Consider the following 23,032-nt stretch of genomic DNA (forward strand, 5'->3'; position numbering starts at 1 on the left):
CTTGGTGTTTTTTTATCCTAACAATCTGTTTTATTGAGTAATGTTTCCTCTTTTGGCACAAGTGAAGAGCCATGTCTACTTACAAACTTAATAGATATTACTAATCAAAGTGAACTTTCTTAATTATGATTAACGTGGTTTTTCTGTATATGAAGATTTACAAAAATTTTAATTGATAATCTTGTGTGTAAATCAAAAAAATATGGCTTTATTATGTGAATAAATAGATTTGAAAAAAATTCATGCACAGAGTTATCACCAACAACAAGATCTCACGCTTTTCGTCTAAATGTGGATCAATGTGTGGGCAATTTTTGGGTAAGGTGTGTTGATCTTATGCTATTAAGAGAAAAAATTGTGTATAACATAGATCTTATTCACCGGATCGTTGATCAATTACTGGCGATCTTGGTTATCAACAGGTAAAATTCTGTTCTTTCCTATAATTTAATACTCAGTGGGGGCGCCGTGTCATCTTCGCTTTGGCTGCAATGTTTGCAGCAGCTTCAAGAAGAGCTACCAGCTACAGAATTCAGTATGTGGGTTCGTCCGTTACAAGCGGAGCTCAATGACAATACTCTCACTTTGTTCGCACCCAACCGTTTTGTGTTGGATTGGGTCCGTGACAAATACCTAAATAGCATTAATCGTTTACTTCAAGAGTACTGCGGGAGCGATATACCAAGCTTACGTTTTGAGGTCGGCAGCCGGCCAGTGTCTGCACCAAAGCCAATGCCAAAACGTACCCCAGCTGATGTGGCGGCGGAATCTTCGGCTCCTGCACAGCTGCAAGCTCGTAAGCCTGTGCATAAAACATGGGATGATGATGCTCAAGCTATTGCGAATATCAACCATCGTTCAAACGTCAACCCAAAGCACAAATTTAATAACTTCGTTGAAGGTAAGTCTAACCAGCTTGGTTTGGCAGCAGCACGCCAGGTTTCAGATAACCCTGGTGCTGCTTACAACCCACTATTTCTATATGGCGGAACAGGTCTTGGTAAAACACACTTACTGCATGCAGTGGGTAACGCAATTGTAGACAATAAACCTAATGCAAAAGTGGTTTATATGCACTCCGAGCGTTTTGTTCAGGATATGGTGAAAGCACTACAAAATAATGCGATTGAAGAATTTAAGCGTTATTATCGTAGTGTCGATGCATTATTGATCGATGATATTCAATTTTTTGCTAATAAAGAGCGTTCTCAAGAAGAGTTTTTCCATACCTTTAACGCCTTGTTAGAAGGCAACCAACAGATCATTCTTACATCTGACCGTTACCCTAAAGAGATCAGTGGGGTTGAAGATCGCTTGAAATCTCGTTTCGGCTGGGGACTTACTGTTGCAATCGAGCCACCAGAGCTTGAAACACGTGTTGCTATCTTAATGAAGAAAGCTGAAGATCATCAAATTCACCTTGCAGATGAAGTCGCATTTTTTATTGCTAAACGTCTGCGTTCTAATGTTCGTGAACTTGAAGGTGCACTTAATCGTGTTATCGCCAATGCAAACTTTACTGGCCGTCCGATCACGATCGATTTCGTACGTGAAGCGCTGCGAGACCTTTTGGCATTGCAAGAAAAACTGGTAACGATTGATAATATTCAAAAAACGGTCGCGGAATACTATAAAATTAAAGTTGCGGACTTATTGTCGAAACGCCGTTCTCGATCTGTTGCACGTCCTCGCCAGTTGGCAATGGCGTTAGCCAAAGAGTTGACCAACCACAGTTTGCCAGAAATTGGTGATGCGTTTGGTGGGCGTGATCATACCACAGTACTACATGCATGCCGCAAGATTGAACAACTGCGTGAAGAAAGCCACGATATCAAGGAAGATTACTCGAACTTGATTCGCACCCTGTCCTCTTAATCGGTTACAATAACAAGATTAAAAGCAAATCATCAATTGAGCTGATAGCGTAAGAACATCATGAAATTTACTATTGAACGTAGTCATTTAATTAAACCGTTGCAACAGGTATCAGGTGCCTTGGGTGGCCGCCCAACGTTGCCAATATTAGGCAATTTACTACTTAAAGTAGAGCAAAACTCTTTGTCTATGACGGCAACTGACCTTGAGGTTGAGTTGGTCAGTAATGTTGCACTAGAAGGTGACTTCGAAGCGGGTAGCGTAACAGTACCTTCGCGTAAGTTTCTTGATATCTGCCGTGGCCTTCCAGATGATGCCATTATTACCTTCATATTAGAAGGTGACCGAGTTCAAGTTCGTTCTGGACGTAGTCGATTTTCATTGTCTACTTTGCCTGCCAATGATTTTCCTAATATTGAAGACTGGCAGAGTGAGGTTGAAGTTTCTTTAACTCAAGCTGAACTGCGCTCTTTGATTGATAAGACTCAGTTTTCTATGGCAAACCAAGATGTACGCTATTACCTAAATGGCATGCTGTTTGAGATCGATGGCACAACCTTACGTAGTGTAGCTACAGATGGCCATCGAATGGCGGTTTCACAAACACAACTCGGTGCTGACTTTGCTCAAAAGCAAATTATCGTTCCACGTAAAGGTGTACAAGAGTTAGTTAAACTCATGGATGCGCCTGAGCAATCTGTTGTTTTGCAAATAGGGAGCTCAAATGTTCGCGTTGTAGTGAATCATTTTGTCTTTACTTCCAAGTTAGTCGATGGTCGCTTTCCTGACTATCGTCGTGTATTACCTCAAAGTGTGAATAAGACCCTAGAAACAGGCTGTGATGAGCTGCGCCAAGCTTTTTCTCGTGCTGCTATTCTTTCTAATGAGAAGTTTCGTGGTGTGCGTGTTAATCTGGAAGGGAACCAAATGCGCATTACAGCTAACAACCCTGAGCAAGAAGAAGCGGAAGAAATGCTCGATGTTAGTTTTGATGGTGATGCTATAGAAATTGGCTTCAATGTTAGTTATGTTCTTGATGTATTAAATACTCTGCGCTGTGAGAAAGTGAGAGTGTCAATGTCGGATGCTAATGCCAGTGCATTAATTGAGAACGCCGATGATGACAGTGCTATGTACGTGGTGATGCCAATTCGTCTCTAAGTAATTCACATGCCACTGACTCGTCTAATTATTCAGCAATTTCGCAACATTAAAGCCTGTGATATTGAATTATCAGCAGGCTTTAACTTTCTTATTGGTCCGAATGGTAGCGGAAAAACTAGTGTGCTTGAGGCCATTTATTTGCTTGGTCATGGGCGTTCTTTTAAGAGCACACTGACTGGACGTGTGATTCAAAATGAATGCAGTGAGCTATTTGTTCATGGCCGTTTTTTGAATTCCGACCAATTTGAGCTGCCAGTTGGGATTAATAAGCAGCGTGATGGTTCCACCGAGGTTAAAATAGGCGGGCAGTCTGGGCAGAAACTCGCGCAATTGGCTCAAGTGCTGCCACTACAATTGATCCACCCTGAAGGGTTTGACTTACTAACCGATGGGCCGAAATGTCGTCGCTCTTTTATGGATTGGGGAGTCTTTCATACTGAACCTGGATTTTATGATGCGTGGGGGCGCTTTAAGCGACTCAACAAACAAAGAAATGCTTTACTTAAAACAGCAAATAGTTATCGAGAGTTAAGTTATTGGGATCAAGAAATGGCGCATTTGGCAGAAAATATCAGTCAATGGCGAGCAAGGTACCTTAATCATATGAAATTGGTGGCTGAAACCATTTGTCGGAAATTTTTGCCAGAATTTGATATCCAATTACAGTATTATCGCGGATGGGAAAAAGAAACCTCCTACCACGAAATACTATCTAAGAATTTTGAGCGAGATCGGTCTTTGGGATACACCTTTAGTGGTCCAAATAAGGCGGATTTGCGCATAAAAGTGAACGGAACTCCTGTTGAGGATGTTTTGTCACGTGGTCAGTTAAAGCTGATGGTGTGTGCTTTACGGGTCGCACAAGGTCAACACTTAACACAAATGACTGGAAAGCAATGTATTTACCTAATTGACGACTTTGCGTCGGAATTAGATAGCCAACGTCGTAAGCGTCTTGCTGATTGCTTAAAAGAGACGGGTGCACAAGTATTTGTAAGCTCTATTACTGATAGCCAAATCGCTGACATGTTGGACGATTCAGGTAAATTGTTTCATGTGGAACATGGTAGTATAGAGTCAAACTAGAAGAGAGAAACTCATGTCTGAAAATTACGATTCATCGAGTATTAAAGTACTAAAGGGTCTGGATGCGGTTCGTAAGCGTCCAGGTATGTACATTGGCGATACGGACGATGGCTCCGGCCTTCACCACATGGTCTTTGAGGTGGTGGATAACTCAATTGATGAAGCGTTGGCTGGTCACTGTAAGGACATCATTGTGACCATTCATGAGGATAACTCTGTTTCAGTGATCGATGATGGTCGTGGCATTCCAACAGAAATGCACCCAGAAGAAAATGTATCAGCAGCAGAAGTTATCATGACAGTTCTTCACGCTGGTGGTAAGTTCGATGATAACTCGTACAAGGTATCGGGCGGTCTTCATGGAGTTGGTGTTTCAGTAGTAAACGCTCTGTCCGAGAAAGTAGTATTGACTATCCATCGTGGTGGTCATATTCATACGCAAACTTACCATCACGGTGAACCTCAAGCGCCATTAGCGGTTGTGGGTGATACTGACCAAACAGGAACTCAAATCCGTTTTTGGCCAAGCGCAGAAACATTTTCGCAAACAGAATTCCATTACGATATCCTAGCGAAACGTCTACGTGAGCTTTCTTTCCTCAACTCTGGTATTTCTATCAAGTTGATTGATGAACGTGAAGCTGATAAGAGTGATCACTATATGTACGAAGGTGGTATTCAAGCGTTCGTTGAACACTTGAATACCAACAAGACACCTATTATAGATAAGATTTTCCACTTTAACTTTGAGCGTGAAGATGGTATTTCGGTGGAAGTGGCTATGCAGTGGAATGATGGCTTCCAAGAAAATATCTACTGCTTTACCAACAATATTCCACAGCGTGATGGCGGTACGCACCTTGCTGGTTTCCGTGCTGCATTGACACGTACTTTGAACTCTTTCATGGACAAAGAAGGTTTTTCAAAGAAAGCGAAAACTGCAACTTCTGGCGATGATGCTCGTGAAGGTCTGACTGCGGTTGTTTCGGTTAAGGTTCCTGATCCTAAGTTCTCAAGTCAAACTAAAGACAAACTGGTTTCTTCTGAAGTGAAATCAGCTGTTGAGTCTGCTATGGGTGAGAAACTGTCTGAGTTTCTGATTGAAAACCCGACAGAAGCGAAAATGGTATGTTCGAAAATCATTGATGCAGCACGTGCTCGTGAAGCTGCGCGTAAAGCTCGTGAAATGACTCGTCGTAAAGGTGCGTTAGATTTAGCAGGTCTTCCAGGTAAACTTGCAGATTGTCAGGAAAAAGATCCAGCTGTTTCTGAACTTTACATAGTGGAAGGTGACTCGGCAGGCGGCTCCGCAAAACAAGGTCGTAACCGTAAGAATCAGGCTATTCTACCGTTAAAAGGAAAAATCCTTAACGTAGAAAAAGCTCGTTTCGATAAAATGCTTTCTTCTCAAGAGGTTGCAACACTGATTACTGCACTAGGTTGTGGTATCGGTCGTGACGAGTACAACCCGGATAAACTGCGTTACCACAACATCATCATCATGACCGATGCTGACGTCGATGGTTCACACATCCGTACGCTATTGTTGACTTTCTTTTACCGTCAAATGCCAGAGCTTATCGAGCGTGGCTACGTGTACATCGCTCAGCCACCGCTTTACAAAGTGAAAAAAGGTAAGCAGGAGCAGTACATTAAAGATGAAGACGCGATGAACCAATACCAAGTGGCTTTGGCGCTTGATAATGCATCACTACACGTCAACGCAGAAGCACCAGCCTTGGCAGGAGAAGCGCTAGAGAAGTTGGTTCAACAGTACAATGCTGGTCTTAAACTAGCAGGACGTATGAGCCGTCGTTACCCAAGTGCTTTAGTTCATGAATTTATTTACACACCTCGCCTAACAGCAGAGCAGTGTCATGATGCGGCAGCAGTGGAAGCGTGGACTAAACAGTTGGTTGAGCAACTCAATGCCAAAGAAGTCGGTGCGAGCCAATACAGCTTCGAAATTGAACAACATCAAGAGCTTGGTTTAAACCTACCTAAAATCATTGTTCGTACCCACGGTGTGACACACAACTACGCGTTAAGTATCGATCTTCTAAACTCGAAAGAGTACAACAAGCTCGCTGAGCTGTCTGAAGCACTCGATGGCTTGATTGAAGAAGGTGCTTACATCAAGCGTGGTGAGCGTACTCAGCCAGTATCAAGCTTTGCATCGGCACTTGAGTGGCTGATTAAAGAATCTCGTCGTGGTCTAAGCCTACAGCGCTATAAAGGTTTGGGTGAAATGAACCCAGATCAGCTTTGGGAAACGACGATGGATCCAGAAACACGTCGTATGATGCAAGTAACCATTGAAGACGCGGTTGGTGCAGACCAATTGTTCACAACGCTAATGGGTGATCAAGTTGAACCACGTCGTAACTTCATCGAAGAGAACGCGCTGAAAGTAGCAAACCTAGACGTGTAGTCGCACAGGCTCAGTCAAACCATATTAAAAAAACGCCATCTCGCAAGAGGTGGTTTTTTTGGTTTGAATACCGAATACGGAGTGCTGCGCTGACAGAATACAGAATTGCTTGACGTAAAAGAGAGACAAACAGATGATAATTCGTAATTCGTAATTCGTAATTCGTAATTCGTAATTCGTAATTCGTAATTCGTAATTCGTAATTCGTAATTCGTAATTCGTAAAAAGTTTTTGTTTCCCCCCTTGAAAGCCAATTTTTTGCCCCTATATCTAGTATTGAAGAAGATAACTGGCTTGCTAGCAAACTAGAAGTTCAGTGTTTTCACCACCGCTAAACCCGTATCGCTCATTGGAGGATAATGGCTTAGCACACAATTGAACCTAAATTCGAGATCATGTCCCCGAGCTGAAACCGTCGGCCAGAGGAGTGAAAATCGAACGTTTAGCCCGGCGTAGACTTGCATAAATACGCCAGTGAATGACCTTCATTCGGGCTAACACTATTGCTTAAAAAAGAGGATAGGATTATGCGTAATGTAGATTTCTCACCACTATACCGTAATGCAATTGGCTTCGACCGTCTGTTCAACCTGATGGAAGCAAGCTCTGCGAAGAACACTTCTGGCGGTTACCCTCCGTACAATATCGAGCAAAAAGGCGAGCACAACTACCGTATCACTATGGCGGTGGCAGGCTTTGCTGAAGACCAGCTTGATCTAACTCAGAACGAAAATATGTTGATCGTGAAGGGCGAGCGTAAAGCAGAAGAAGATAAAAACTACGTCTATCAAGGTATCGCAGAACGTGACTTTGAGCGTAAATTCCAACTGGCAGATTACGTAAAAGTCGTGGGTGCCTCAATGGAAAATGGTCTGCTTCATGTCGACTTAGTACGTGAAATTCCAGAAGCCATGCAACCACGTAAGATTGCTATTGGTGGCAATATGATTGAAAACAACTAATCAGTTCACCACCTCGGCTATAGAATGAGAAAGAGCGCCATATGGGCGCTCTTTTTAATAGTGCTATAAAGTGGTGGTCTAAAGGCCAGACTGACTGAGAAAACCTATTCGCCTTCGCGGTAAGCTTTTTCCACTTCTTCAGCAATAATCGCAATGCCTTTTTGCATCATCTCATCGTCTTGAACGTAGTTCATCCGCAAGCATTGGTGCGCATGATCCCACTCGTCTTTCTGACCAATAAAGAAGTATTCACCCGGAACAATCAATACCCCTCGTGCTTTCAAGCGTTGGTACAGTTCCATTGTTGTGATTGGCAACTCCTCAAACCATAGCCACAAGAAGATAGCACCTTCCGGCTTATGGATGCGGAATCGGTGATCGGTGATGGCGTTTTGGAGCAGTTCCACCGCACGTTGCGACTTCTGTTTGTAGAATGGTTTGATTACCTCTGAGCTCAGTTTAAGTAAATCACCTTTAGCAATGATGTGATTGGCGATAGCTGGCCCAACACTACCTGGAGCTAAGCTAATGATGCCGTTCATATTGGTTAACGCTTGAGTGATCTCTTCACTCGCGATCACAATCCCGCAGCGTACACCGGGCAAGCCCAGTTTAGATAAGCTCATACACAGGATGGTATTGTCATTCCAAAATGGAGCGACATCTTCAAAAATAATGTTCGGGAATGGTAAACCATAAGCATTATCGATGATCAGAGGGATACCATTGTCACGTGCCAGTTGATCCAGCTTTTGGATTTCTTCATCCGTAAGTACGTTGCCAGTGGGATTGGTTGGACGAGATGCGCAGATGGCGGCGACGGAATCATCGACTTGTAGTTGTTCAAAATCAACATGGTATTTAAACAGGCCGTTCTCTAGTAGCTCAATTTCTGGGTGGTAAGAGACAAAAATATCTTCATCAATACCCGCGTCACCATAACCAATATATTCCGGTGCGAGCGGCAGGAGTATTTTCTTGTGTGAGCCATCAGGCTGTTTACCAGCAAGTAGGTTAAATAAGTAGAAAAAGCCACTTTGGCTGCCGTTGGTTAAACTGATGTTCTTTTCCGAAATGTCCCAGCCGTAAGTGTTACGGAATAAACGAACCAGTGCTTTGACAAATGCGTCTTTGCCTTGCGGTCCATCGTAGTTGGCGAGGGCTGCAATCAGTTCACCACTGGCGAGCAATTCTTCACTGGCTTGATGAAAATAATCGAGCATAGCTGGAATGGCGGCTGGGTTACCTCCTCCGAGCATGATGGCTCCGGGTGTGCGCAAGCCATCGTTTAAATCGTCCATTAACTGTGTAATGCCTGAATACTGATTAAATTTTTCACCAAACTTTGAGAACTGCATGTGTTTTTATACCTAATCCATAGTGATTTTTATCGTGCTGAGACTTTTCCAGCCTGTAGAGTGATTATTGACCTTACCTTAATGTGTAATAAACGCAAAGTGTGAATCGTGCTGAAAAAGGAAAAATACTGAGTTCAAGACTAGATGAAAAAATAAGAGATCAGATTAGTGGAGATAAAAAAAGGAAGCCGAGGCTTCCTTTTTCGTGATCGTATTATCATTCTGTCATTAGGTATGACGTGAATGATTACTTTTGAATCAGCGAGATGTCTGCGATCTGTAGGAACAGATTACGCAGGTTGTTGAGTAGTGTTAGGCGGTTTTTCTTAAGAGCTTCGTCGTCTACCATTACCATTACGTTATCAAAGAACGTATCCACTGGTTCACGTAGGTCAGCAAGTTTGCTTAGGGCTTCTTGATAGTTACCGGTTGCAAATGCTGGCTCTAGTGCTTCTGTCATGACTTCAACGTTTTCTGCTAGTGCTTTCTCTGCATCTTCTTGTAGAAGTGCTAGGTCGATGTCTGCTGCTAGTTCGCCGTCGAATTTCGCTAGGATGTTACCGACACGCTTGTTCGCGGCTGCCAGAGACTCTGCCGCTTCCAGTTCACGGAAGTGAGAAACGGCTTTAACTCGTTGGTCGAAGTCAGCTGGTTTGGTTGGACGTCGCGCGAGAACCGCTTGAATGATGTCTACGCTGAAGCCTTCGTCTTGGTACCAAGCACGAAAACGACCCAGCATGAACTCGATAACGTCTTGCTCAACATTATCGTTGGTAAGGCGACTAGTACCATCTTCTTGGGTGAACAGGGACTTCGCTTTCGCTACTAGGTCAACAAGATCCAAGTTGTAGCCGTATTCAACGATGATACGTAGTACACCTAGAGACGCGCGACGTAGTGCGAATGGGTCGCTGCCTTTAGGCGCTTGACCGATACCGAAGATACCTACGATAGTGTCCAGCTTGTCTGCCATTGCAACTGCAGTTGAAACACCGTTTGATGGCAGTGTATCACCTGCAAAGCGAGGCATGTATTGCTCGTTCAGTGCTACTGCAACGTCTTCCGCCTCACCGTCGTGGCGAGCGTAGTGCATACCCATAACACCTTGAGTATCCGTGAATTCGAATACCATTGAGGTCATTAGGTCACATTTTGCTAGTAGACCAGCACGCTTTGATTTCTCAATGTCTGCACCGATTTGCTCAGCAATGTAGCCAGCAAGTTCAGTGATGCGGTCTGTTTTGTCTTTGATCGTACCCAGTTGCTTTTGGAAGATCGCTTGGTCTAGTTCTGGAAGACGGTCGATCAGTGGACGCTTACGGTCTGTGTTGAAGAAGAATTCTGCGTCAGCAAGACGAGGACGAACGACTTTTTCGTTACCTTCGATGACGTAACGAGGCTCTTTAGACTCGATGTTCGATACGAAGATAAAGTTAGGAAGTAGCTTCTTGTCCTCATCGTAAACAGGGAAGTACTTTTGGTCACCTTTCATGGTGTAAACCAAGGCTTCAGAAGGCACTTTTAGGAACTCTTCTTCAAACTTCGCTGTAAGTACGACTGGCCATTCAACCAGAGACGTTACTTCTTCTACTAGGTCATCTTCTAGGTCAGCGATACCGCCAACCGCTGCTGCCGCTTTTTGTGCATCAGCTAGGATGATGGCTTTACGCGCTTCGTAATCTGCCATTACTTTACCGCGCTCTTCTAGGATCACAGGGTATTGTTCAGCAGAGTCGATAGTGAACTCTTGCTCACCCATGAAGCGGTGACCACGGATAGTGCGGTCAGAAGCGACACCAAGGATCTCGCCTTCGATGAGGTCGCTGCCCATTAGCATGGTTAGCGTCTTAACTGGACGGATAAATTGAGTCGTTTTATTACCCCAGCGCATTGGTTTTGCGATAGGTAGGTTTGCTAGTGCTTTCGCTGCAAGCTCAACGACAATCTCAGACGTTGGCTGACCTTTCACTTCTTGTTTGAACAGTAGCCATTCACCTTTGTCGGTAACCATGCGATCTGCTTGGTCAACCGTGATGCCACAACCGCGAGCCCAGCCTTGAGCTGCTTTTGTCGGGTTGCCTTCCGCGTCAAACGCTGCAGAAACCGCAGGGCCACGTTTTTCAACGATTTTATCAGACTGGCTGTCTGCGAGTGCCGCGACTTTAAGAGCAAGACGACGAGGAGCCGCGAACCATTTTACGCCTTCATGCGCAAGTTCTGCGCCTTTTAGTTCAGCTTCGAAGTTTGCTGCGAATGCTTCAGCTAAAGTGCGAAGTTGCGTTGGTGGTAGCTCTTCTGTACCTAGCTCGATGAGAAATTCTTTTGCCATGTTATTCTACCCCTTACGCTTGTTCTTTTTTGCACATTGGGAAGCCAAGAGCTTCACGCGATGCGTAGTATGCTTCTGCAACTGCTTTCGTCAGGTTGCGGATGCGCAGGATGTAACGTTGGCGTTCAGTTACTGAGATCGCTTTACGTGCGTCTAGTAGGTTGAATGCGTGACCTGCCTTAAGGATACGCTCGTACGCAGGCAGTGGTAATGGTTTTTCAAGCTCAAGCAGTTCTTTACACTCTTTCTCACATTGTTCGAAGAAACCAAATAGGAATTCAACGTCTGCGTGCTCGAAGTTGTAAGTTGATTGTTCTACTTCGTTTTGGTGGAAGATATCACCATAAGTCACTTTGCTGCCGTCAGGTGCGATGTTCCAAACGAGATCGTAAACAGAGTCGACTTCTTGGATGTACATTGCTAGACGCTCGATACCGTAAGTGATTTCACCAGTTACTGGTTTACACTCAATACCGCCAACTTGTTGGAAGTAAGTAAACTGTGTCACTTCCATACCGTTAAGCCAAACTTCCCAGCCTAGACCCCATGCGCCTAGCGTTGGGTTTTCCCAGTTGTCTTCTACGAAACGAATGTCGTGGACAAGTGGGTCAACACCAAGAACCTCTAGAGAACCTAGGTACAACTCTTGGATATTGTCTGGCGATGGTTTTAGCGCTACTTGGAATTGGTAGTAGTGCTGAAGACGGTTAGGGTTTTCACCATAACGGCCATCAGTAGGACGACGTGAAGGTTGTACGTAAGCTGTAGACATTGGCTCTGGGCCAAGCGCTCGTAGACAGGTCATTGGATGAGAGGTGCCCGCACCCACTTCCATATCTAGCGGTTGAACAATGGTACAACCATTTTGAGCCCAATAATCCTGCAGCGCGAGGATCATTCCCTGGAAGGTTTTGATATCGTATTTTTGCATAAGTCAGGTTCGCGCGATTCTCTTAGTTACTCATGAAGTCGTCTCTTTTGTTGGGCTTTCTGGCTTCAACAATGGCCGCTTCAAAGTAATTACGGTTGAATAAAATAACAATCAAGTATACCCAGATCTTGAGCATGGGAGTAGAGCTAATCTTGATTAATTGGTGGACAAATTTCCCCTTTAATGGATTTTTACTGCTTTACTCGCTGATTTTTCCCAAAAGGGCGTTTTTGCCTGCTTGTTGCCTTGAGCTGATGAGAAAGGCGCGTTAATATGCTGTTCGTCTTTGGGGAGTAGCTTACTCGATGAAATATCCGTTTCATCCAGTTCGTTCGTCAACATAATTGGTGCAAAATCACCGTGGCGTCCGAGACTCATCGCCTGATGAGTTTAGCAAGACCATAGACAAACATCACGAGCCGGGGTGGGGCGTGAGGTTTGTCTACGGTTAATATAATTATCCCGCCCCAATGAGCATGTCGTGAGCGTTTTAGCTATTTCAATTACTACTGTAGCGTTAGCAGAAATTGGCGATAAGACCCAATTGCTATCTCTATTACTGGCCAGTCGTTACCGAAAACCGATTCCAATTATTGCAGCAATTTTTTTAGCAACCATTGCCAACCACGCTTTGGCTGCATGGTTTGGGGTGGTTGTGGCAGACTATCTTTCGCCTGAAGTATTAAAATGGGTGCTGGTGGTCAGTTTCGTTGCTATGGCGGCTTGGGTGTTGATCCCTGATAAACTGGATGATGACGAGCCGCTCTCTAATCGAGGTCCATTCATCGCTAGTTTTATTGCGTTTTTTGTTGCTGAGATAGGCGACAAAACTCAGATAGCCACTTCTATCTTGGGTGCCCAGTACGCCAATGCATTAACCTGGGTGATTGTTGGTACTACGGCTGGTATGTTACTTGCGAATGCACCTGTTGTCTTGATTGGTAAGCTATCCGCCGATAAGGTACCTCTAGGGTTAGTGCGTAAAGTGACGGCGGGATTGTTCATCGCCCTTGCAATTGGAGCTGTATGGCTTTGATGCTGGCTTTTAAAGTGTTCTTGCGCTCATGTAGTAACCCTTAGTTGAGTACTGGCGAAATATCGTTCAAGACCGTGACTGGTGATCCATTATTGGCTCAATTGTCATGCTATTTTGGTGTTATCAACGATAGTGAGAGGGCTGATTTATGTTAACACGTTACATAGGAATGACCCCTAAAAGTCAAAGTTATCTTTTTACCTTTGGTTTAGCGTTGTGTCTATTAGCGATGGCACTGACGGATATGTGGCTGCCTATCGTGATTGGTGCTTTGATTCTTACTGGCTTAACAGTAGAAGCTTGGATTCGTGTCGCTCATATTATTCCAATGCAGGAGGAGATACGAGCAATGAGGAAGCAATTGAATACTTTGCAAGCCAAGGTGCATTCCACACAATCAGAGTGATAAAAGGTGATAACCAATTGGCAGCCAATGGCCGCCGATTTTCACTCTACAAAGGCTAGTTTAAACCTTTCCTAATCAAGTATTGGTAGGGAAGTTGCTCTGTCTGAGCGGCAATAAGTTGATGATCCATAAAGCGACAGAAACTTGGAATATCTCGAGTGGTAGAAGGGTCATCGGCCGTAACCAGTAATACTTCACCTTCTTGCATGTTGCGAATTGTCTTCCTGACCATCATTACAGGCTCTGGGCAGCGCAATCCTTCTGCTGCTAATACTTTTGTCGCCATTTCAGGATTAAAACTCATAATGTGACTCTCGTAGCTAACTGAGCATTGAATTCTACTTTCGTTGAAAAAATATTCAACATTCACTTGGCAAAATAGGGTTTTTGTTTTACCTTTATTTAACAATTAGATAACACTGGTGGGTGGTGATGTTAACTGCTTTGGACAGACTGACCATTTATTCCGTTTTATGCTTCATCTCTTTTTGCGCTTTGGTTTTACGAGCTCCGAGTGAAACCTCAATGCTACCTCTGATTGGCGTTTTTGCAACCATCTTTGGGATCTGGATCGAGATGCGTAAATGGACTGATACTTCAAAGCAAGAAAACTAGTACCACTAACATATGGATCTGATTGTATGTAAATGCTGCTTACCATGTTTTATGATACTTCATTCCGACACTATCCCCATTTTTCTTGGGCTTCCCCGCTGAAAGGCGGGATTTTTTTTGCCTAAAGAGTACAATTAACAGAACCCTCTTCAGTGTTAAGTGACAAATTTTGGAATTAGAAGATATCTACAGGCGAGATCTTAATTTATTGGTGGCATTACGTGTCTTAATTGAAGAGAACAGTGTCAGTAAAGCGGCAAAACGTTTGAATTTAAGCCAATCTGCCATGAGCCGTGTGCTTGGTCGCTTGCGTAGCTTGCTTAATGACCCACTCTTTACTCGACAGGGACTACACTTAATTCCTACCCCAAAAGCGTTAGAAATTGATCGAGCATTAGGTGAACCTTTGGAGTCTTTGCGCCAATTACTATCTCCCCAGGAGTTTGTCCCCCAAAACTGTCAGCAAACTTTCCATGTGTTGACCACCGATTATGCGATGCAAACTTTGATGCCCTATGCCTTACCACGTATCTATCAAGAAGCGCCCAATGTCACCTTTAATCTCTTGCCAGTCCAACATGACCGTTTATTTGAGCAGTTGAACTACGAAGGCGCTGATCTGGCTATCTGCCGCCCAACAGGGCAAGTTGAACCTTTACGTAGTCAGGTGCTGGGAAGAGTGGCGGTATTGTGTTTGCTGTCTAGACAGCACCCATTAGCCAACAGAGAAATGAATCTAGAGGATTATCTGCGTCATCCACACGCTTTGATTGCGATCAGTGATGGGGTTAGAGCGCTCATTGAGAAAGCGTTAACGGATAAACCACCTCGTAAAGTTGTTCTACGTGCTTACCATTTGGAAGCCGCTCTGGCGATCATAGAGACTTTGCCCGTGATTATTACAGTACCTGCTGATTTGGCCTATCTAGTTGCAGAGCGCTATGACCTAGTGGTTAAACCATTGCCGTTTCAATTTACACCATTTGAATATTCGATGTTGTGGCATGCTCGCTGTGATCATTCTCCTGCTCAGGAATGGCTACGTAATGTGATTCATGAAGAGTGCAGTCGTCTGATTGCTCAGCGAATTGATGATATGGGGTTGAACTGATGATCGACACTCGAGCAGTGAAAGAGCCAAAGCCAAATCATGGTTCAGCTTTGCTCTTTCTTATTGATGTGTGGTGTGGAGGTTTATAGCTTGATGACGACGCGGCCAGTTATTTGGCCATTAGTAATATCTTCTGCGTATTTTGCTGCTTCTGCCAGTGTGGCTTCCGTACAAGCTTGCTCGAAGTAACTGTCAGGTAATAACTCAACCAGTTTTTCCCACGCGGCGATGCGTTTTTCGGTTGGGCACATCACTGAGTCGACACCTTGTAAGCGTACGTTACGCAAGATAAATGGCATAACCGTGGTCGGAAGATCGAAACCACCAGCAAGGCCACAGGCTGCGACTGCGCCATTGTAATCCATTTGTGCTAAGACTTTAGCAAGTACCTTGCTGCCCACGGTATCTACTGCACCTGCCCATAATTGCTTTTCTAGTGGGCGAGCAGGTTCTTCAAATTCAACACGATCGATAATGCGGCTAGCGCCGAGTTTTTCTAGCAGTGGGCCATTTTTCTCTAAACGACCCGTGACAGCGGCAACTTTATAGCCGAGTTGAGCGAGCAGTGTTACAGCGACTGATCCCACGCCACCACTTGCCCCTGTAACCAGTATTTCACCACTTTCTGGCTTGATACCTGCGTCAATGAGAGCTTGAACACATAACATACCGGTGAAGCCTGCTGTGCCAACCATCATGGCTTTTTTGCTGTCTAGTCCTGTTGGTAATGGTACTAACCAATCGGCTTTGAGGCGTGCGCGTTGAGACATACCACCCCAGTGATTTTCACCTACGCCCCAACCTGTGAGCACTACTTTATCTCCAGTTTGGTAACGTGCGTCTTCAGAGCTAACGACGGTGCCTGCGAGATCAATACCAGGTACCATAGGGAAATTACGGATGATTTTGCCTTTGCCAGTAATCGCCAGACCATCTTTATAGTTTAAGGATGAGTAATCAACGTCGATAAGAACATCACCCTCAGGAAGTTGTGTCTCATCGATTTGTTCAATGTTAGCAATAGTACGTTTGTCTTCTTGATTTAGAACGAGAGCATGAAACATAAGGTTCTCCGAATTTGCAGTAGCGTGGCAATTGGCCACAGGTAGCAAGGTTTAAACTGCCGCTAAGTGTATGTCTTATTGAACTATGAATAAAATGAAACTTGAGCATTGAGTTTATGCAATATATGCATAGTTATAGTGTTTGTGGACCTCATATTTGATACAAAATAAAGGGCGACATGGAATGCCGCCCTATGTGTCATAGTCAAATTTTTCAGCGTAAGCTTATTTTTGTAGTGATGTTGAGAGGTTGAGCATCACATAAGCCCTTTAAAGCCTTTGGGCTTTGACTCTTAAGGCCTTTCAAACACAGTAGCAATCCCCTGACCTAAGCCGATGCACATGGTAGCCAGACCATATTTAGCATCTTTGGCTTCCATTAGATTGATCAGTGTGGTTGAGATGCGGGAGCCAGAGCAACCTAATGGGTGACCAAGCGCGATGGCGCCACCATTAAGATTGACTTTTTCATCCATCACTTCGAGTAGGCCAAGATCTTTAGCACAAGGGAGAGATTGAGCTGCAAATGCTTCATTGAGCTCAATCACATCCATATCATGAATCTCAAGACCAGCCCGTTTGAGTGCCTTGTGTGTTGCAGGAACTGGTCCGTACCCCATGATAGATGGATCACATCCAGCAATTGCCATTGCCTTAATTCGAGCACGCACTTTTAAGCCAAGCTCGTTAGCCTTATCTTCACTCATGATCAGCATTGCTGAAGCACCATCGGATAGTGCTGACGAGCTGCCTGCTGTGACGGTGCCATTAACGGGATCAAATACAGGTCGAAGTTGTGCCAGTGCCTCAACGGTCGTTTCTGGGCGAATGACTTCGTCATAATTGAGAGTAAACAAGGTGCCGTCAGCCGAGTGTCCTTCCGTTGGCAGGATTTCATTTGCAAAGCGCCCTTCTAATGTTGCGGCGTGTGCACGAGCATGAGACCGTGCGGCGAACTCATCCTGTTGCTCACGACTAATGCCATGGAGTTTTCCGAGCATTTCGGCGGTTAAGCCCATCATGCCTGCTGCTTTGGCCACATGTTTCGACATGCCGGGGTGAAAGTCGACACCATGGTTCATCGGAACGTGTCCCATGTGCTCAACACCACCAATCAGGCAAATTTCGGCATCGCCAGTCATGATCGCACGAGTACCATCATGTAGAGCTTGCATCGAAGAACCACATAATCGGTTTACCGTGACTGCGCCAATTTCTATCGGCAGTCCCGCCAATAATGCGGCGTTACGGGCAACGTTAAAACCTTGCTCTAAGGTTTGTTGCACACATCCCCAGTAGATGTCTTCAATTTCTTCAGGGTTCACTTTGGGGTTGCGAGCCAGGATACCTTGCATGAGATGTGCAGATAGGTCTTCCGCCCTTACGTGGCGGTAGGCGCCGCCTTTAGAGCGCCCCATAGGGGTACGAAGACAGTCGACGACGACGACATTTCTAGTTTGATGAGTCATTTTGAAATCCCTTCTTAGATAGAACCTTGCTGTTGTGCGCCGTAAAAGCTTTCGCCTTTCTCCGCCATATCAATCAGCATCTGTGGTACTTGGTACATCGCACCGAGCTCTGAGTATTGTTTTGCCATAGCAACAAACTCAGCAATGCCCACGCTATCTAGGTAGCGGAAAACGCCGCCTCGGAATGGAGGGAAACCTAGGCCATAAACGAGCGCCATGTCCGCTTCTTGAGGGGTTGCGATAATACCTTCTTGCAGACACAGTACGACCTCATTGATCATTGGAATCATCATACGTTGTATGATGGTTTGATCGTCAAAGACCTGTTTATCAGAACAAACGTCAGCGAGTACTGGCAAGATGTCTTCAGAGAAGGTTTTCTTTGGTTTACCTTTTCTATCAATGGTGTAGCTGTAGAAGCCACTGCCATTCTTCTGGCCATATTTATTGGCTTCGAACAGGGCATCGATCGCGTCACGGTCTTGTTTACCCATACGCTCAGGGAAACCTTGAGCCATCACGGCTTGTGCGTGGTGAGCGGTATCAATGCCAACAACATCAAGTAAATAAGCTGGTCCCATTGGCCAGCCAAATTGACGTTCCATGACTTTATCGATTTGAGTGAAATCTGCGCCATCACGCAGTAGCATACTGAAGCCACCGAAATATGGGAACAATACGCGATTGACGAAGAAGCCTGGGCAGTCATTAACCACAATTGGTGATTTACCCATTTTGGCTGCATACGCGACAACGCGATTAATGGTTTCGTCAGAGGTCTCTTGCCCTCGTATGATTTCGACCAGTGGCATGCGATGTACAGGGTTAAAGAAGTGCATACCACAGAAATTCTCTGGGCGTTTGAGTGATTTTGCCAATAGGTTAATTGGAATAGTGGAGGTGTTTGAGGTGATAACAGTATCGTCGCCAACATGGGCTTCTACTTCACTCAAAACTGCCGCTTTTACTTTCGGGTTTTCAACCACGGCTTCAACAATCACGTCCGACTCTTCAATACCCGCGTAATGGAGGCTTGGGGTGATAGATGCTAAAATTCCAGCCATTTTAAAGCCATCAATGCGACCACGAGATAGACGTTTGTTCAGTAGTTTAGATGCTTCGTTCATGCCCAAGTTAAGTGAGGCTTGAGCGATATCCTTCATCAAGACAGGGACGCCTTTGAGAGCGGATTGGTAAGCAATACCGCCGCCCATAATACCTGCTCCAAGTACGGCTGCACGCTGGGTATCTTTATTTGCAGATCTAGCCGCTTTTTTGGCAAGGCCTTTAATGTATTGGTCATTAAGAAATAAACCAACTAAGGATTTTGCCTCTTCAGATTTTGCCAGTTTAATAAAATGTTGGCGTTCAATATCAAGCGCTTCATTTCTCGCACAACATGCCCCTTGTTCTATGGTTTTCACCGCTGCCATTGGTGCTGGATAGTGCGGGCCTGCTTTTTGTGCCACCAAGCCTTTTGCAGTCGTGAAACTCATCATCGCTTCTAGCTTACTCAATTGCAGAGGCGATGTTTTTTGTTTGCGTCGCTGTTGCCAATCTAACTGCTCGTTAATGGCAGCAGTGAGTGTTGCCAAGGCAGAATCGTAGAGCGCATCTGTTTCTACAACCGCATCGATCAAACCAAGCTTTAAGGCTTCATCAGCGCGACATGCTTTGCCTTGCGTGATGATCTCCATCGCACTATCTGCACCAATCAGTCGAGGCAGGCGCACACAACCGCCAAACCCAGGCATGATGCCTAACTTGGTTTCGGGTAAGCCGATGCTGGTGGTGCGATCTCCGATACGAAGGTCGGTGGCGAGTACACACTCACAGCCTCCACCAAGGGTGTGGCCTTTAAGGACGGAAATAGTAGGGACGGGTAAATCTTCCAGTTTATTGAAAATGCTATTGGCAAATTGCAGCCACTGATCGAGCTCTGAATCTGTTTTAGCGAACAGGCCCAAAAATTCAGTGATGTCGGCACCCACGATAAAGGTGTCTTTATCAGAGGTCAGCATTAATCCTTTCAGTCCTTGGTGGGACTTTAGGGCATCTAGGGCTTTATCCAGTGATTCTAGAGTTGCCAGATCTAGCTTATTAACAGATTTTGGAGAGCAGAAACACAATTCTGCAATGCCAGATTTTATTTCCTTTACCTGAAGGGTTTCGGCTTGGTAAATCATTGTCTATCTCCATGACATACAATCTTGGATTGTCTGTATATCGTTGCAATGTAGGTAAATCGATATAGAGGAATTTATTACGCTTTATTCTGGTTTGACCAGTAAGGGCGATTTTGAACTTCTATTTGTTTAAATTCAATACATTTTTTAAACATCTGCTTAACATTGTGCGCTATAGCTAATCTTGTTCAACTCTGAAATCAATCTCATGGTAGACTTTATCCAAAGAAAAAATGATGCAACGTTATGAATGAACAGCCTTATCTGATTCCAGCCGAATCGATTCAGTTTGAAGAAGAAATAAAAAAGAGCACCTTTATTACTTATTTAGCCCATACCCCTAGTATTGATGATGCAAAAGCATTTATTGAACAGATCAAATCCCAGCATGCCGATGCTCGACATAATTGCTGGGCATTCGTAGCAGGAAGGCCAGAAGATTCAATGAAATGGGGATTTAGTGATGATGGTGAACCTTCTGGTACCGCTGGGAAGCCTATCTTAGCGCAGCTATCTGGCTCGGGTATTGGTGAGCTTACCGCTGTTGTGACTCGCTACTATGGTGGTATTCGGCTTGGGACTGGAGGGCTGGTTAAAGCTTATGGTGGCGGGGTACAACAAGCACTCAAACAGCTTCAAACAATTGAGAAAAAAATAACCATAAAAATTAGAGTCGAGTTAGACTATGGATTTATGCCTATCGCACAGTCACTCATGTCTCAATTTTGTGCAGTTGAAATTGATGCCAAATACAGTGATTCAGTTGTACTTATTGTTGAGGTCGAACGGCGTGAATTAACCGCTTTTACTCAAGCTGTCATCAATAAAAGCGCAGCAAAGGCCATTGTGACGCCATTAAAAGGTTAATAATGAAAACTAATAAGCTACAGAGGCAGCTTCGCTAGTCAATCCATGCAATTTCGTTCAATTATTCGAATCGTCGGGCTATTACTCGCACTTTTTAGTGTCACCATGCTTGCCCCAGCTTTAGTCGCTCTGATCTATCGAGATGGAGCTGGTGTGCCTTTTATGGTTACTTTCTTTGTTTTGCTTTTATGCGGAGGTGCGTGTTGGTTCCCCAATCGCCGCCACAAACATGAGTTAAAAGCGCGCGATGGCTTTCTTATTGTTGTGCTTTTTTGGACGGTCTTGGGTAGTGCTGGGGCAATGCCTTTTTTGATCGCTGATAATCCGAGCGTTTCTATAACGGATGCCTTTTTTGAGTCTTTTTCAGCTCTGACAACGACAGGTGCTACAGTCATTGTTGGACTGGATGAACTACCCAAAGCGATTTTGTTTTACCGCCAGTTATTACAATGGTTTGGAGGGATGGGGATCATCGTGTTGGCGGTGGCTATTCTTCCAGTCCTCGGTATTGGTGGGATGCAGTTGTATCGAGCAGAAATCCCAGGCCCAGTAAAAGACACCAAGATGACGCCACGAATTGCAGAAACCGCTAAGGCGCTTTGGTATATTTATTTAAGTTTAACAATTGTGTGTGCTGGTGCGTTTTGGTTAGCAGGTATGACACCTTTTGATGCGATCAGTCATAGTTTTTCGACGATTGCTATTGGCGGTTTTTCTACTCATGATGCAAGTATGGGATACTTTAACAGTTACGCGATTAATATGATTACGGTCATTTTCTTGTTGATATCAGCATGTAATTACTCACTGCATTTTGCTGCATTTGCTTCTGGTGGCGTGCATCCAAAATATTACTGGAAAGACCCAGAGTTCCGAGCCTTTATCTTTATTCAAGTGGTACTATTTTTGGTTTGTTTCCTGCTATTACTCAAACATCACTCCTATGACTCTACCTATGATGCGTTTGATCAGGCTTTATTTCAGACGGTATCGATTTCTACTACTGCAGGTTTCACAACCACAGGTTTTGCCGATTGGCCATTATTTTTACCTGTTTTATTGTTGTTTTCTTCATTTATTGGAGGGTGTGCTGGTTCCACTGGTGGTGGAATGAAAGTGGTCCGAATTTTACTTTTAACACTTCAAGGAGCTCGGGAGCTAAAGCGCCTTGTCCATCCTCGAGCAGTTTACATCATTAAAGTTGGTGGCAGCGCGCTTTCGCAACGAGTGGTTGACGCGGTGTGGGGTTTTTTCTCTGCATACGCACTGGTATTCGTGGTATGCATGTTGGTATTAATTGCAACGGGTATGGATGAACTGAGTGCATTCTCTGCTGTAACGGCAACATTGAACAACTTAGGACCAGGGTTAGGAGAGGTGTCATTGCACTTTGCTGAAGTTAACGATACAGCCAAATGGGTTCTTATCATCTCAATGCTGTTTGGGCGCTTAGAAATTTTCACTTTACTTATTTTGTTAACACCAACATTTTGGCGTAGTTAAGGAGACACCTTGAAAAAAGCATTGTTTTTATACTCCTCTCGAGAAGGTCAAACTAAAAAAATTCTCGACTACATTGAGAATCAGATGACAGAGTTCGATTGCGAAATCGTCGACTTACATAACATTGGCACGGTTAACTTCAGAGAATACGATAGAATTTTGATTGGAGCTTCTATTCGTTATGGCCACTTAAATAAGAAGCTCTATGAGTTTATAAAACGTAATCTCGCTCAACTGAATGAACATAAAGTGGCTTTTTTTTGCGTCAACCTGACTGCCCGTAAAGAAGACCAAGGTAAAGATACACCGGAAGGTAGTGCATATATTCGTAAATTCCTAATAAAGTCACCTTGGCAACCACAGTTAATTGGAGTTTTTGCCGGTGCTCTTTATTACCCACGTTATAACTGGTTTGATAAGATGATGATTAAATTCATTATGTCGATGACTGGCGGTGAAACCGATACTACCAAAGAGGTGGAGTATACAAACTGGGAAAAAGTCACTCTTTTTGCTGATAGGTATAAAGAATTGTAGAAACAACTTAAAGTTTTGGTTGCTTTTGTTGATATTTCATTCGAATGATAAAAAAATAAAGGAAAAGCATCAAAAAGGGCTTGCCAATGTGATCGCAATCCC

At 44.3% G+C, this 23,032-nt stretch carries 20 protein-coding genes; 12 read left to right on the plus strand and 8 right to left on the minus strand.

The features are described from left to right. The first annotated feature begins 468 nt into the window (after nt 1-468). The 5 genes from dnaA (at nt 469) to VSA01S_RS12130 (ending at nt 7,518) form a co-directional block, all read left to right on the plus strand. The gene (gene dnaA, locus VSA01S_RS12105) at nt 469-1,875 is read left to right on the plus strand and encodes a chromosomal replication initiator protein DnaA (RefSeq protein ID WP_039979009.1); all 1,407 of its coding nucleotides are present in this window, start codon (nt 469-471) and stop codon (nt 1,873-1,875) included. 60 nt (nt 1,876-1,935) lie between these two features. Beyond that, on the plus strand, nt 1,936-3,036 hold the full coding sequence (dnaN, locus tag VSA01S_RS12110) for a DNA polymerase III subunit beta (protein ID WP_103021886.1): 1,101 nt from the start codon (nt 1,936-1,938) through the stop codon (nt 3,034-3,036). Between the two features lie 9 nt (nt 3,037-3,045). Continuing rightward, entirely contained in the window at nt 3,046-4,125 is a 1,080-nt protein-coding gene (gene recF / locus VSA01S_RS12115; RefSeq protein WP_039982035.1) for a DNA replication/repair protein RecF, read from the plus strand. Between the two features lie 13 nt (nt 4,126-4,138). Continuing rightward, complete coding sequence (gene gyrB / locus VSA01S_RS12120) at nt 4,139-6,556, plus strand: DNA topoisomerase (ATP-hydrolyzing) subunit B (protein ID WP_039982034.1); 2,418 nt, start codon at nt 4,139-4,141, stop codon at nt 6,554-6,556. A gap of 527 nt (nt 6,557-7,083) precedes the next feature. Beyond that, nucleotides 7,084-7,518 (plus strand): Hsp20 family protein, encoded by a 435-nt coding sequence (locus tag VSA01S_RS12130; RefSeq protein ID WP_021709688.1) that lies wholly within the window; start codon nt 7,084-7,086, stop codon nt 7,516-7,518. A gap of 104 nt (nt 7,519-7,622) precedes the next feature. Here VSA01S_RS12130 and VSA01S_RS12135 read toward each other — a convergent pair whose 3' ends face one another. The 4 genes from VSA01S_RS12135 to VSA01S_RS20015 form a co-directional block, all read right to left on the minus strand. Next, a complete protein-coding gene (locus tag VSA01S_RS12135) occupies nt 7,623-8,876 on the minus strand; it encodes a valine--pyruvate transaminase (protein WP_039979140.1) in 1,254 nt (417 codons plus the stop codon). A 247-nt stretch (nt 8,877-9,123) separates the two neighbouring features. Then, complete coding sequence (glyS, locus tag VSA01S_RS12140; RefSeq protein ID WP_039979139.1) at nt 9,124-11,205, minus strand: glycine--tRNA ligase subunit beta; 2,082 nt, start codon at nt 11,203-11,205, stop codon at nt 9,124-9,126. Between the two features lie 13 nt (nt 11,206-11,218). Further along, the gene (glyQ, locus tag VSA01S_RS12145) at nt 11,219-12,136 is read right to left on the minus strand and encodes a glycine--tRNA ligase subunit alpha (RefSeq protein WP_039979138.1); all 918 of its coding nucleotides are present in this window, start codon (nt 12,134-12,136) and stop codon (nt 11,219-11,221) included. Between the two features lie 180 nt (nt 12,137-12,316). Further along, a complete protein-coding gene (locus VSA01S_RS20015; protein ID WP_039979137.1) occupies nt 12,317-12,514 on the minus strand; it encodes a hypothetical protein in 198 nt (65 codons plus the stop codon). A 103-nt stretch (nt 12,515-12,617) separates the two neighbouring features. On the opposite strand from VSA01S_RS20015, the gene VSA01S_RS12150 reads away from it, so the two are divergent. Both VSA01S_RS12150 and VSA01S_RS12155 read left to right on the plus strand, forming a co-directional pair. Then, complete coding sequence (locus tag VSA01S_RS12150) at nt 12,618-13,172, plus strand: TMEM165/GDT1 family protein (protein ID WP_039979136.1); 555 nt, start codon at nt 12,618-12,620, stop codon at nt 13,170-13,172. 148 nt (nt 13,173-13,320) lie between these two features. Further along, on the plus strand, nt 13,321-13,578 hold the full coding sequence (locus VSA01S_RS12155; protein ID WP_039979135.1) for a hypothetical protein: 258 nt from the start codon (nt 13,321-13,323) through the stop codon (nt 13,576-13,578). A gap of 55 nt (nt 13,579-13,633) precedes the next feature. On the opposite strand, the gene tusA is transcribed toward VSA01S_RS12155, so the two are convergent. Beyond that, a complete protein-coding gene (gene tusA, locus VSA01S_RS12160) occupies nt 13,634-13,882 on the minus strand; it encodes a sulfurtransferase TusA (RefSeq protein ID WP_039979134.1) in 249 nt (82 codons plus the stop codon). Between the two features lie 128 nt (nt 13,883-14,010). On the opposite strand from tusA, the gene VSA01S_RS12165 reads away from it, so the two are divergent. Both VSA01S_RS12165 and VSA01S_RS12170 read left to right on the plus strand, forming a co-directional pair. After that, entirely contained in the window at nt 14,011-14,193 is a 183-nt protein-coding gene (locus VSA01S_RS12165) for a hypothetical protein (RefSeq protein WP_039979133.1), read from the plus strand. A gap of 169 nt (nt 14,194-14,362) precedes the next feature. Further along, a complete protein-coding gene (locus VSA01S_RS12170; protein WP_039979132.1) occupies nt 14,363-15,304 on the plus strand; it encodes a LysR family transcriptional regulator in 942 nt (313 codons plus the stop codon). An 83-nt stretch (nt 15,305-15,387) separates the two neighbouring features. Here the strand turns inward: VSA01S_RS12170 and acuI are convergent, their stop codons facing one another. From acuI to fadB, 3 genes are all read right to left on the minus strand, one after another. Beyond that, nucleotides 15,388-16,368, minus strand: coding sequence for an acrylyl-CoA reductase (NADPH) (acuI, locus tag VSA01S_RS12175; protein WP_039979131.1), 981 nt, complete (start codon nt 16,366-16,368; stop codon nt 15,388-15,390). Nucleotides 16,369-16,661: 293 nt separating this feature from the next. After that, nucleotides 16,662-17,837 carry an acetyl-CoA C-acyltransferase FadA gene (fadA, locus tag VSA01S_RS12180; RefSeq protein WP_021709680.1) on the minus strand — a complete coding sequence of 392 codons (1,176 nt, stop codon included), beginning with the start codon at nt 17,835-17,837 and terminating at the stop codon, nt 16,662-16,664. A gap of 14 nt (nt 17,838-17,851) precedes the next feature. Then, entirely contained in the window at nt 17,852-20,023 is a 2,172-nt protein-coding gene (gene fadB, locus VSA01S_RS12185; RefSeq protein WP_039979130.1) for a fatty acid oxidation complex subunit alpha FadB, read from the minus strand. Between the two features lie 246 nt (nt 20,024-20,269). Between fadB and VSA01S_RS12190 the strand changes: the two genes are divergently transcribed. The 3 genes from VSA01S_RS12190 to hemG are packed head-to-tail and all read left to right on the plus strand — an operon-like array spanning nt 20,270 to nt 22,930. Beyond that, entirely contained in the window at nt 20,270-20,890 is a 621-nt protein-coding gene (locus VSA01S_RS12190) for a YigZ family protein (protein WP_039979129.1), read from the plus strand. Nucleotides 20,891-20,935: 45 nt separating this feature from the next. Further along, nucleotides 20,936-22,393: a TrkH family potassium uptake protein gene (locus tag VSA01S_RS12195; RefSeq protein WP_039979128.1), complete on the plus strand. Its 1,458-nt coding sequence runs from the start codon at nt 20,936-20,938 to the stop codon at nt 22,391-22,393. Nucleotides 22,394-22,402: 9 nt separating this feature from the next. Next, nucleotides 22,403-22,930: a menaquinone-dependent protoporphyrinogen IX dehydrogenase gene (hemG, locus tag VSA01S_RS12200; RefSeq protein WP_039979127.1), complete on the plus strand. Its 528-nt coding sequence runs from the start codon at nt 22,403-22,405 to the stop codon at nt 22,928-22,930. Nucleotides 22,931-23,032: the final 102 nt, after the last annotated feature.

This window comes from Vibrio sagamiensis NBRC 104589 (assembly GCF_007990935.1).
Lineage (GTDB): Bacteria > Pseudomonadota > Gammaproteobacteria > Enterobacterales > Vibrionaceae > Vibrio > Vibrio sagamiensis.